This is a genomic window from Enterobacter cloacae complex sp. 2021EL-01169, from assembly GCF_020733125.1.
GTDB classification, from domain to species: Bacteria; Pseudomonadota; Gammaproteobacteria; order Enterobacterales; family Enterobacteriaceae; genus Enterobacter; species Enterobacter roggenkampii.
On record NZ_JAJFTC010000008.1, the window covers coordinates 174,604 to 187,019 of the forward strand.

The following is a 12,416-nucleotide window of genomic DNA, read 5'->3' on the forward strand; positions in this document are numbered from 1 at the left end:
CATGATTGATTCGCCCCGCGTATGTGTCCATGTACAAAGCGTCTATGTTGAATCACAGTCCTCACCGGATGAAGAACGTTTTGTCTTTGCTTACACCGTGACCATTCGCAATCTGGGGCGGACGCCCGTGCAGCTGCGCGGACGCTACTGGCTTATCACCAACGGCAATGGCCGCGAAATCGAAGTCCAGGGGGAAGGTGTGGTCGGTGAACAGCCTCATATCGCCCCTGGCGAAGAATACCAGTACACCAGCGGCGCGGTGATTGAAACGCCGATGGGTACCATGCAAGGCCATTATGAAATGGTCGACGTCGATGGCAATGATTTCCGCGTTGCCATTCCTGTGTTCCGTCTCGCCGTAACCACACTCATTCATTAATCTAATGTCTACATATCTGATTGGCGACGTTCACGGTTGCTACGATGAACTGATCGCATTATTAAAACAGGTCGACTTTACGCCAGGACAGGACACACTCTGGCTGACGGGCGATTTAGTCGCGCGTGGCCCCGGCTCCCTTGAAGTATTACGTTTCGTCAAATCGCTAGGCGACAGCGTGCGCATGGTGCTGGGCAATCACGATCTGCATCTGCTGGCAGTGTTCGCCGGGATCAGCCGCAACAAGCCTAAAGATCGCCTCACCCCGCTGCTGGATGCGCCAGATGCCGACGATCTGATTAACTGGCTGCGTCGTCAGCCGCTGCTGCAGGTCGACGAAGAGAAAAAGCTGGTCATGGCGCATGCCGGGATCACGCCACAATGGGATCTTGAGACGGCGAAAACCTGTGCGCGCGACGTTGAGGCGGTGCTGGCGAGCGACTCCTATCCTTTCTTCCTCGATGCCATGTACGGCGATATGCCGAACCACTGGAGCGAGGATCTCAGCGGTCTGGCGCGTCTGCGCTTTATTACCAACGCCTTCACCCGCATGCGTTTCTGCTTCCCGAACGGACAGCTGGACATGTATTCCAAAGAGACGCCGGAGAGCGCGCCCGCTCCGCTCAAACCGTGGTTTGCCATTCCGGGGCCGGTGACAAGTGAGTACAACGTGGTATTTGGTCACTGGGCTGCACTGGAAGGAAAAGGCACGCCGGAAGGGATCTACGGTCTGGATACCGGATGCTGCTGGGGCGGAGAGTTAACCTGCTTACGCTGGGAAGATAAAACTTACTTTGTTCAGCCGTCCAACCGACAGCTGGATTTAGGGGGAGATGAGGCGGTTGCCTCCTGATATGCACTTCCCTCTCCCGGCCGGGAGAGGGAAAAAATCACTTAACGACGTTCCAGGATCTCGAAGCAGTAGCTGTGAGAATTCTGTGCATCCGCGTCGTGGAATTCACTGAATACCGATTCCCACTCGTCCGGATCGTAGTCAGGGAAATGGGTATCCCCTTCCACTTCCGCATCAATGTGGGTCAGATACAGCTTCTGCGCTTTTGGCAGGAACTGCTCGTACACGCGCCCGCCGCCAATCACCATGATCTCTTCGGCATTGCCGCATGCAGCAATCGCCTCGTCGGCTGATTTTACCCATTCGACGCGATCGTCAGTGCCCGGCTGGCTGCTGATAACGATATTTTTACGGCCCGGCAATGGACGACCAATCGACTCCCAGGTCAGGCGGCCCATCACTACCGGCTTGTTTAACGTAGTACGTTTAAACCATGCGAGATCGGCAGGCAGGTTCCACGGCATGGCATTTTCCATACCGATAACGCGGTCCACCGCCAGCGCTGCAATCAGACTGATCATTGAAAATTTCCCGGATGCAAAAAATTGCCGCCACTATACGGAAAGCTTAATCTTTCGTCGACTGGCGGCAGGGTAAAGATAAAGAAATTTTTTATTATTGCTGGCAACTCCACTTCACGCGGAAGGTTTACTCTCCGGTTCGTCAGCCGGATCCCCGGTATGCTTGCCCTCTTCCGTTCCCTGCCAGCCGTGACGCTGGATAAGCGACAGGTGATTACGGTCCTCGTTAATGATTTCCGTCAGCATCGCGCTGGTGCGTTTAAACACCGCCGCACGCTCGGTGGCCGTACTCCCGGCCATCGCCGCCATCTCTTCGACCATCTCGGTGTTAAAGCGGCGGAACAGGTCCGCACGCTCGCGCGCTTCATACGCGCCGAGCCCCAGATTTTCCAGCGCCATGCGGCCAGACTTCAGCGCACCTTCAAAGGTTTCACGCTCCGGTGCTTCTACCCCCGCCTGCCGCAGCCGGATATAGTGATCCACATCGCGGGCGCGGGAAATGATGGTCAGATTCGGGAAATGTTCTTTCGCCATTTCCACCATCTGCATGCTGGTCTCCGGATCGTCAATGGCGTTAATCAACACCTCCGCTTTTGCCGCCCCGGCAGATTCCAGCAGATCGACGCGGGTTGCATCGCCGTAAAACACCTTCATATCAAATTTTCGCAGGGTATCGACATGGTCGGGGTCGTGATCGAGGATAACCATTTTCACCCCGCTGGACAGCAGCAGACGGCCAACGATCTGCCCGTAGCGGCCAAATCCGGCAATAATGACGCGCGGCTGCTCTTCGTCAATTTCATCGGCTTCGCGCTCCTGCTCGCTACCCGATTTTTCCAGACGCGTCAGCACCACCAGCAGAATAGGCGTCGCGGCCATCGACAGCGCGACCGCGAGCGTCAGCGCTTTCGCCCATTCTGGGTCGAGGACGTTTGCCATCTGTGCTGCGCCAAAGACCACAAACGCAAATTCACTCCCCTGCCCCAGCAGAACCGCAAACCAGCTGCGCTGCTTATTCGGCACCTTGAGCGGACGCGCAATCAGCCACAGCATCGCCATTTTAATGATCAGGAAGCCAACCAGCAGGATGACGATCCGCAGCGGGTGCGTCACCAGCGTGCCGAAGTCGACGGACATCCCCACGCCGATGAAAAACAGCCCCAGCAGCAAGCCTTTAAACGGCTCGATATCGCTTTCCAGCGCGTGACGGTATTCGGAACTCGCCAGCAGAACGCCGGCCAGGAACGCCCCCATCGCCATCGACAGCCCGGCTTCCTCCAGCAGCAAACCAAAGCCAAACACTAGGAAGAGCGCCACGGCGCTGAACACTTCGCGAAGGCCCGAGCGGGCAACGAACCGCAGCAGTGGACGGGTGACGTAGCGACCAAGCACCACCACCAGCGCCAGCGCCCCCACGACTTTTAATGCCGACAGCGCGAACGCCCCCAGCGTCGTGGCGGAACCGCTGGCCGCCAGCAGTGGGATCATCGCCACCAGCGGGATAGCGGCAATGTCCTGGAACAGCAGCACCGAGAACGCGCTGCGTCCCATCTGGGAGACCGTCAGATTTCGCTCGTTCATGGCCTGCATGGCAATGGCGGTCGAGGAGAGCGCCAGCGTCATGCCGATAAGCTCTGCCACTTTCCAGTCCATGCCCAGCAGGATGCAGAACCCACCCAGCAGCAGGCCGCAGGCCACCATCTGCAGCGCCCCGCCGCCAAACACCGAGGCGCGAAGCTTCCACAGGCGCTGCGGATCGAGTTCCAGACCAATCACAAAGAGCATAAGCACAACGCCGATTTCAGCGAAATGGAGGATTGCCTCTGCATCCGTCACCAGTCGAAAGCCCCACGGCCCAATGACGCAGCCCGCAATCAGATAGCCGAGAACAGAGCCCAGTCCCAGGCGAACCGCCACGGGCACAATCAGCGCCGCCGCGCCGAGGTATATCAGCGCCTGTATCAGCGTATGGCTATCCATGGTGCGCCTCCTGCCACTCAAGTAAGCGTTGTTTATAATGGCGCGCCTGCGCCTGCAGCGTTTCATCGTCGCAGACAAAGGTGCAGTGCATCGCAAAAGGCGGGAGCCAGTTCAGCCCGCAATAAAGTGCGGTCGCCTGCAGCGGCTGTGCCAGAACCTCAAACCCCGGGAAGGAACCAATATCAAAGTGGCTTTCCCCTCCACCCGTGGTGACCGCCCACATCAGGCTTTTCCCTTTTAGGACATGGCCATTGTGGCCATACGCCCAGCCGTGGGAGAAGACTTTATCAATCCATAATTTCAGGAGCGGGGGCGTGCTGTACCACTGCAAGGGATGCTGCCAGACGATCAGATCGGCACGGGAGAGCGCCTCCTGTTCGGCGGCAATATCGATGTTGAAATCGGGATAGAGTTGATAGAGGGAACGTATCTCGACGTTTTCAAGCGTCCTTACCTGCTCAAGCATCCGCTTATTCGCATGCGAGTGCTGCGGATAGGGGTGCGCATAAATTATGAGTATCATCAAATGGCCTGTCTTCTTCTCTTCTTGTAGCAGTGAGTGTAGACAGTTAACCCGCCCGGTGAAAGGGGCGCAGCAGCCATGAAAAGGAAAGCGCAGCTATTGGTAATCATCATTCGTTGGACGATTTTTCCTCTCCAAAAAATCCAGGATGTGAATATCTCACTTCAATCCATATAGGAATGAGATATTTTAAGAAAATCTAAAATAATTATTTAATAAATCGATCTATACATAAAACATTGAAAAAATAATAATTTTACGCTCTTTGTAGCGAGCTCATTCTTTTTCTCCGCATACTGACGTGATTTTAATACGTCGTATCGCGCCTTTCTAATTCAAATGGATGTGTAAATGAGCAACAAAAATTTCAGACTCAATAAAACGACTAAAACTCTGGGAAGTCTCTTTCCTGCCCTATTGTTATTCACCCCCGCCGGCGCTTTTGCCAGCACGATTGACCAATCAACCTCAATTCCACAAAACTTCTCCACCGACGCTGAATACGTCATTAATAAAGACGTTACGATAACCTCTTCCGGGAATGAAGCTGCCGTCTCCGTTACAGGATTTAACGTAAAAACGGTCACCAACCAGGGTAATATTTCTGGAATGGAAAATGGTCTGGAGATTAATACTCGTGCGCAACATGTCATTATTAATAACGATCTCAACGCAAATATTACATCTACAACTGGCAACGCCATTAACATCGAGTCAATGCTGGGAGATTTAAATAATGAGGGGAATATTTCCGGTTCTGAAAATGGAATCTTTGTCAGTGAGTCCTCTTCTGCAATAAATATTAACAACAAGTCATCGGGAGTGATAAAAGGCAAGACAGGTATCAACGCCCAAACAGGTGCCGGTATAAATAACAGCGGTACAATAAGCGGTACAAGTGACAATGGTATTACCGTGAGCGAAGGCAATTCAAAAATCACCAATACTGGAACCGTTCAGGGTGCGCAAAACGGCATCAACGTAACGGATACGGCGAAAGTTGATATCATTAACAACGGTTCGATCGGTGGTGGCGGTACGGCTATTACGTTTGCCAGCAGCAAAAATAATACGTTGGTGCTTGACACTGGCTCGTCACTGAAAGGCGACGTCATTTCGAGCATCTCTAAAGGAAATACGATAACCCTGGCAGGAACCGGCACAGAAGACAGCAATTTTGTTGGCTTATCGGAAGGCGATGGCTTTGCTTCTTTAGAAATGGACGGCGAAAGCTGGGCGCTCTCAGGGAATATCGACATTATCGGTTCTGGCAATTCGCTGCTGGTTAACAGCGGTGATTTAATCCTGTCGGGGAATGTGTCTAATGCAGGTACGACTCTCGTTGCCAAAGATGCTTCTCTCCAGCTGGGTGATGGTACGAAAACCGCGACGCTGAGTGGTGGACTGACCAACAACGGCACACTTATTTTTAATCAGGGCAGTAATACGGCGTTCGCCACCGGCATTACCGGTAGCGGCAATGTTGAAAAAGTGGATTCCAACACCCTGACGCTAACCGGCAAAAACACCTACACGGGTGATACCGTTCTGCATAGCGGCACCACGCTGGTCGCTGTTGGTTCAACGCTTGGTACAAAGAGTAGCAACGCGACGATTACTGTCGAAAATGGCGCTCAGTTTGCCACTGCTGGCGAAGTAAACGACAATATCAACATCCTCACGGGTGGTACGCTGGCAGCATGGAATGCGATTCAGGGTAACGATACGCTGAGCGTTTCAGGTATCGATACGGTCAACGGCAACGTCACCAATGGTGGCACACTGTTACTCAGCGCCGCCAATCACAGCGTTGGCAATAATTTCACTATTAACGGCGACTATACCGGCTCTGCGGGCAGTCAGATCGTGATGAACAGTACCCTGGGTGAAGACAACTCGCCAACCGATCATCTCACCATTACCGGCAGCAGCTTTGGCCAGTCCGACGTCAGCGTGAACAACATTGGCGGCCTGGGCGCGCAAACCGTTAACGGCATGGAAATTGTCAGCATTGGCGGCAGCTCCGAAGCCAAGTTGACCCTTGCCAAACCGGTGGTTGCCGGTGCGTGGGAATATAATCTCTATCAGCACAGCAACGGCAACTGGTACCTGGAGTCAAAGGCCACGCCTTCCGATGAACCGTCTGATAATACCGACAACGGTGGTAACACCGACAACGGCAGCAATAGCGGTCCCGAAGTCATGGCTCCTGAGGTCGGCGCTTACTTAGGTAACTACCTTGCCGCGCAGAGCATGTTCCTGCACAAGCGTGACGATCGCGATCAGATCACCTTCCGTAACGAGGAAGATCTCAACACCTGGATGTACGTCAAAGGTCGCTACCATGAAAACAATGCGGGCGGTGACAAAGTCAGCTATGACACCACCACCACTGTCCTTCAGGTAGGCAGCGACTTCATGAGTAAGCCAATGGACAACGGCATCCTGCGTGCGGGTGGCATGTTCGGGGCAGGCCAGGCGAAGACCCACTCTGATGCAAAACACAACGTACGTGATGCGCAGGGCAAAGTGGATGGCTTTAACGTCGGCCTGTATGCAACCTGGCAGGAAGATCAGAAGCTGCGTCTGGGCAGCTACGTTGATACCTGGGCCGCCTATAGCTGGTACAACAATAAAGTGACCAGCAACCGTAATGATGAAGATTACGACAGTGAGGGCTTCGCGGCATCCGTCGAAGTGGGCCATGCATGGGTGATTGATTCAGAAAATGAACGCACCTGGAAAATCGAACCTCAGGCGCAGGTTATCTACAGCTATCTGGATCAGGAAAACCATACCGATCGCGACGGCGTGCGGATTACCACGCTGGACAACGACGGTCTGTTTGGTCGTCTGGGCGTCAAATCAAGCTACTTCGAACAGAAAGACGTGAAAGCCTGGCAGCCGTACGTTGCCGTGAACTGGCTGAAAGGCGCAGGTCAGAACGATCTGGCGTTTAACGGCGAGACCGTCAGCAACGATACGCCGGAAGATCGTGGTCAGTTAGAGCTGGGCGTCACCGGCAACCTGAACGAAACCACGACGCTCTCCCTGCGCGCCAGCGGCGAGTGGGGTGAGAACAGCTATGCTGCTTATGGCGGTCATATCCTGCTGAACCACCGCTGGTAATCGTTCCTGAAAGACTAAAAGCCGTGGCAAACGCCACGGCTTTTTTTATTAGTTATCCAGCTCGCCCATTGATTTCACCTGATCGCGGTTGATCTGCTCGGTCTGACCCGTTTCCGCATTTTTATACGACACCAGACCGGTATCGTCATCGACCTGCGGTTTTCCGTCGGTGACAATAGTTTTGCCATCGGTGGTTTTCACTGCCTGGTTAGAGGAACAGCCCGCGACGGTAAACGTTGCAGTGGCGGCAAGAAGGGTGGCGATCAGTAATTTATTTTGCATGGTGTTTTCCCCTGCTCTCAGTTGAATTTCGTTATCGACCTAACAATTTTAGGCTAACTGACTGAAAGAGGATGAAAAACCAGAAGGTTCTGAAGATGGGGTGAATGCCCGGCAACCGAACGGCACCGGGCATTTTTACTTACTTGCTAATCTGCGCGTGCATTTCCTGAACCGAAATCACCTTCTCGGTGGCATCCGCGTTCAGCGCCATGGCCGTTGCGAAACCGCCGTTCAGGGTGGTGTCGTAGTGCACTTTGTACTGCAGTGCGCTGCGGCGAATCAGCTTGGAGTCTTCAATCGCCTGGCGGCCTGCGGTGGTGTTGATGATGTAGGTGTATTCGCCATTCTTGATACGATCCTGAATGTGCGGACGACCTTCATGCACCTTGTTCACCAGACGCGGGTTGATACCCGCTTCGCCCAGCACAATTGCCGTACCGTGGGTCGCGTCCAGCTCAAAGCCCTGCTTCAGCAGCTTGGCTGCCAGGTCAACCACGCGCTCTTTATCGCCTTCGCGAACGGAGAGCAGCGCACGGCCCGATTTTCTCATGGTAGAGCTGCTGCCCAGCTGCGCCTTGGCAAACGCTTCTGCGAAGGTACGGCCCACGCCCATCACTTCCCCGGTTGAGCGCATTTCTGGCCCTAACAGCGGGTCAACGCCCGGGAATTTGTTGAACGGCAGCACCACTTCTTTCACCGAGTAGTACGGTGGAATGATCTCTTTGGTCACGCCCTGCTGTGCCAGCGTCTGGCCTGCCATCACGCGCGCCGCCACTTTCGCCAGCGGAATACCGGTGGCTTTAGAGACGAACGGTACGGTACGTGCCGCACGCGGGTTGACTTCAATCAGGTAGACTTCGTTATCTTTCACCGCGAACTGGACGTTCATCAGGCCGCGAACCTGCAGCTCGAAGGCCAGCTTCTGTACCTGCTGGCGCATCACGTCCTGAATCTCCTGGCTCAGGGTGTACGCTGGCAGAGAACAGGCGGAGTCGCCGGAGTGTACACCCGCCTGCTCGATATGCTCCATGATGCCGCCAATCAGCACCATTTCGCCGTCGCAGATGGCGTCAACGTCCACTTCTACCGCATCGTCGAGGAAGCGGTCGAGCAGTACTGGCGCATCGTTGGAGACGCTCACCGCCGTCTGGAAATAGCGACGCAGGTCGGCTTCGTCGTAGACGATTTCCATCGCGCGGCCGCCCAGCACATAAGAAGGACGCACCACCAGCGGGTAGCCAATCTCTTTCGCCTTCTCTACGGCCTGTTCGATGGCCGTCACCGTGGCGTTCGCCGGCTGTTTCAGCTTCAGACGGTCAACCGCCTGCTGGAAACGTTCACGGTCTTCCGCGCGGTCAATCGCATCCGGGCTGGTACCGATAACCGGTACGCCTGCCGCTTCCAGCGCGCGCGCCAGCTTCAGCGGAGTCTGGCCACCGTACTGCACGATAACACCTTTTGGCTTCTCGATGCGCACGATTTCCAGCACGTCTTCCAGCGTCACCGGCTCGAAGTAGAGGCGGTCAGAGGTGTCGTAGTCGGTGGAGACGGTTTCCGGGTTACAGTTGACCATGATGGTCTCGTAACCGTCTTCACGCAGCGCCAGCGAGGCGTGTACGCAGCAGTAGTCGAACTCGATGCCCTGGCCGATACGGTTTGGACCGCCGCCCAGCACCATAATCTTGTCGCGGTCAACTGACGGATTCGCTTCGCACTCGTCTTCATAGGTGGAGTACATGTACGCGGTGTCGGTAGAAAACTCTGCCGCACAGGTGTCGACGCGCTTGTAAACCGGGTGCAGGTCATACTGGTCGCGCAGCTTGCGGATCTCCGCTTCGCGCACGCCCGCCAGCTTAGCCAGACGCGCGTCGGCGAAGCCTTTACGCTTCAGCATGCGCAGGAAGTCTGCGTCCAGGCCGTTGATGCCCAGCTCTGCCACTTTCTCTTCCAGACGCACCAGCTCTTCAATCTGTACCAGGAACCAGCGGTCGATGTTGGTCAGGTTGAACACGCCGTCGACGGACAGGCCGGCACGGAAGGCATCGGCGATGTACCAGATGCGCTCCGCACCCGCGTCTTTCAGCTCGCGGCGGATTTTGGTCAGCGCTTCAGGGTCGTCCAGGCTCACTTTCGGGTCAAAGCCGGTCGCGCCCACTTCGAGGCCGCGCAGCGCTTTCTGCAGGGATTCCTGCTGCGTGCGGCCAATCGCCATCACTTCACCGACGGATTTCATCTGGGTGGTCAGACGGTCGTTCGCGCCTGCGAATTTCTCGAAGTTAAAGCGAGGAATTTTGGTCACAACGTAGTCGATGGACGGCTCGAAGGACGCAGGGGTGCGGCCACCGGTGATGTCGTTCATCAGCTCGTCGAGGGTATAACCCACCGCCAGTTTCGCCGCCACTTTCGCAATCGGGAAGCCGGTCGCTTTAGAGGCCAGCGCGGAGGAACGGGACACGCGCGGGTTCATTTCGATAACAATCAGACGGCCGGTTTTCGGGTTCACGGAGAACTGCACGTTAGAACCGCCGGTTTCCACGCCGATTTCACGCAGTACCGCCATCGAGGCGTTACGCATGATTTGGTACTCTTTGTCGGTCAGCGTCTGGGCTGGCGCAACGGTGATGGAGTCGCCGGTGTGGATACCCATCGCATCGAAGTTTTCGATGGAGCAGACGATGATGCAGTTGTCGTTTTTATCACGCACCACTTCCATCTCGTACTCTTTCCAGCCAATCAGCGATTCATCAATCAGCAGCTCTTTGGTTGGGGAAAGATCCAGACCGCGTTCGCAAATTTCTTCGAACTCTTCGCGGTTGTAGGCAATACCGCCGCCGGTGCCGCCCATGGTGAACGATGGACGGATGATGCACGGATAGCCCACTTCAGCCGCAACGGCCAGCGCTTCTTCCATGTTGTGTGCGATACCGGAGCGCGCGGTGTCGAGGCCGATTTTCTTCATCGCCACGTCGAAGCGGCGACGGTCTTCGGCTTTATCAATCGCGTCGGCGGTCGCGCCAATCATGGTCACGCCGAACTCGGCCAGCACGCCCTGACGCTCCAGCTCCAGCGCGCAGTTCAGCGCCGTCTGGCCGCCCATGGTTGGCAGCACCGCGTCCGGGCGCTCTTTTTCGATGATTTTACGTACCACTTCCCAGTGAATCGGCTCGATGTAGGTTGCATCAGCCATTTCCGGGTCGGTCATGATGGTGGCCGGGTTAGAGTTCACCAGGATGACGCGGTAGCCCTCTTCACGCAGGGCTTTACACGCCTGCGCGCCGGAGTAGTCGAATTCGCAGGCCTGGCCGATGACGATCGGGCCAGCGCCAAGGATCAGGATGCTTTTTATGTCTGTACGTTTTGGCATTGTCTTCTCGGCTCCTGATTATTTAGCGGTCTTACGGTATTGCTCGATAAGTTCGATGAAGTGATCGAACAGCGGCGCGGCGTCGTGTGGGCCCGGGCTCGCTTCCGGGTGGCCCTGGAAGCTGAACGCTGGCTTATCGGTGCGATGAATCCCCTGCAGGGTGCCATCGAACAGCGACTTATGGGTCACGCGCAGGTTAGCCGGCATTGAGGCTTCATCGACGGCAAAGCCGTGGTTCTGCGCGGTGATCATCACCGTGTTGTTATCGATGTCTTTCACCGGGTGGTTACCACCGTGGTGGCCGAACTTCATCTTGACGGTGTTCGCACCGCTCGCCAGCGCCAGCAGCTGATGGCCGAGGCAGATGCCGAATACCGGGATATCGGTTTCCAGGAAGGACTTGATAGCAGCGATGGCATAATCGCACGGCGCCGGGTCGCCAGGGCCGTTGGACAGGAAAATACCGTCCGGATTCATCTTCAACACGTCTTCGGCAGACGTTTCTGCAGGCACCACCGTCAGGCGGCAGCCGCGGTCAACCAGCATGCGCAGGATGTTGCGCTTGGCGCCAAAATCGTAGGCCACCACGTGGAACGGCAGCTCGCTCTCTTTTTTCGCTTCCGGCAGGTCGCCTTCCAGCGTCCAGCTACCCTGAGTCCAGCTGTAGGCTTCAGCGGTAGTCACTTCTTTCGCCAGGTCCATGCCGTTCAGGCCCGGGAAAGCTTTCGCTTTTTCCAGCGCCAGCGTCGCATCGAGGTTATCACCTGCGATGATGCAGCCGTTCTGTGCACCCTTCTCACGCAGCAGACGCGTTAACTTACGGGTATCGATATCGGCAATCGCCACGATGTTATGGCGCTTCAGGTAAGAAGAGAGATCTTCAGTGTTGCGGAAGTTGCTGGCAATCAGCGGCAGGTCACGAATGACAAGGCCTTGCGCATGTACCTGAGAGGATTCTTCGTCAGCCGCATTGGTGCCAACATTGCCGATATGAGGATAAGTAAGAGTAACGATTTGGCGAGAATAGGAAGGATCAGTGAGGATTTCTTGATAACCGGTCATTGAAGTATTGAAAACGACTTCCCCAACCGCCGAACCCGTTGCCCCTATGGCCCGACCGATAAACTGGGTTCCGTCTTCCAGAACCAATAGCGCTGACTTAATCAAAACACCCTCCAGAGAATATTCACTCACTTTATTTGCATATTAATTCATAACCATGTCATGGATCAATGCAAATGTGTTGCCAGCGGATTTTTGGCAAACGGCGGCATTCTGGAGATTTGGTGGGTAAAAGTCAACTTAAAACCGATATTTTGTTTAGTCTTTTGCGTATCTGGCGAGGCGAGTGAAGCTTAAGCGACAAAAAGATCAGGTAAATCACT

Annotated in this window: 10 protein-coding genes; 3 read left to right on the forward strand and 7 right to left on the reverse strand. The window is 55.3% G+C overall.

Annotation, left to right across the window (positions count from 1 at the left end; translation table 11 throughout):
- Window position 1: 1 nt before the first annotated feature.
- Together apaG and apaH are read left to right on the forward strand one after the other, a co-directional pair.
- Entirely contained in the window at window positions 2-379 is a 378-nt protein-coding gene (gene apaG / locus LLF79_RS18790; RefSeq protein WP_008502021.1) for a Co2+/Mg2+ efflux protein ApaG, read from the forward strand.
- Between the two features lie 4 nt (window positions 380-383).
- Complete coding sequence (apaH, locus tag LLF79_RS18795) at window positions 384-1,232, forward strand: bis(5'-nucleosyl)-tetraphosphatase (symmetrical) ApaH (protein ID WP_032654900.1); 849 nt, start codon at window positions 384-386, stop codon at window positions 1,230-1,232.
- A 41-nt stretch (window positions 1,233-1,273) separates the two neighbouring features.
- Here the strand turns inward: apaH and folA are convergent, their stop codons facing one another.
- From folA to LLF79_RS26980, 4 genes are all read right to left on the reverse strand, one after another.
- Window positions 1,274-1,753: a type 3 dihydrofolate reductase gene (folA, locus tag LLF79_RS18800; protein ID WP_227880148.1), complete on the reverse strand. Its 480-nt coding sequence runs from the start codon at window positions 1,751-1,753 to the stop codon at window positions 1,274-1,276.
- A gap of 114 nt (window positions 1,754-1,867) precedes the next feature.
- Window positions 1,868-3,733 (reverse strand): glutathione-regulated potassium-efflux system protein KefC, encoded by a 1,866-nt coding sequence (gene kefC / locus LLF79_RS18805; RefSeq protein WP_219369281.1) that lies wholly within the window; start codon window positions 3,731-3,733, stop codon window positions 1,868-1,870.
- On the reverse strand, window positions 3,726-4,256 hold the full coding sequence (gene kefF, locus LLF79_RS18810) for a glutathione-regulated potassium-efflux system oxidoreductase KefF (RefSeq protein ID WP_227880149.1): 531 nt from the start codon (window positions 4,254-4,256) through the stop codon (window positions 3,726-3,728). The genes kefC and kefF overlap by 8 nt, the downstream gene beginning before the upstream one ends.
- A 335-nt stretch (window positions 4,257-4,591) precedes the next feature.
- Window positions 4,592-5,161 (reverse strand): hypothetical protein, encoded by a 570-nt coding sequence (locus tag LLF79_RS26980; RefSeq protein ID WP_227880150.1) that lies wholly within the window; start codon window positions 5,159-5,161, stop codon window positions 4,592-4,594.
- A gap of 10 nt (window positions 5,162-5,171) precedes the next feature.
- On the opposite strand from LLF79_RS26980, the gene LLF79_RS18820 reads away from it, so the two are divergent.
- Window positions 5,172-7,385 carry an autotransporter outer membrane beta-barrel domain-containing protein gene (locus tag LLF79_RS18820; RefSeq protein WP_227880155.1) on the forward strand — a complete coding sequence of 738 codons (2,214 nt, stop codon included), beginning with the start codon at window positions 5,172-5,174 and terminating at the stop codon, window positions 7,383-7,385.
- A gap of 48 nt (window positions 7,386-7,433) precedes the next feature.
- Here LLF79_RS18820 and LLF79_RS18825 read toward each other — a convergent pair whose 3' ends face one another.
- The 3 genes from LLF79_RS18825 to carA form a co-directional block, all read right to left on the reverse strand.
- Entirely contained in the window at window positions 7,434-7,667 is a 234-nt protein-coding gene (locus LLF79_RS18825; RefSeq protein ID WP_021240552.1) for a YgdI/YgdR family lipoprotein, read from the reverse strand.
- Window positions 7,668-7,806: 139 nt separating this feature from the next.
- Window positions 7,807-11,031 (reverse strand): carbamoyl-phosphate synthase large subunit, encoded by a 3,225-nt coding sequence (gene carB / locus LLF79_RS18830; RefSeq protein ID WP_008502028.1) that lies wholly within the window; start codon window positions 11,029-11,031, stop codon window positions 7,807-7,809.
- An 18-nt stretch (window positions 11,032-11,049) separates the two neighbouring features.
- Entirely contained in the window at window positions 11,050-12,198 is a 1,149-nt protein-coding gene (gene carA / locus LLF79_RS18835; RefSeq protein ID WP_213802508.1) for a glutamine-hydrolyzing carbamoyl-phosphate synthase small subunit, read from the reverse strand.
- Between the last annotated feature and the right edge of the window lie 218 nt (window positions 12,199-12,416).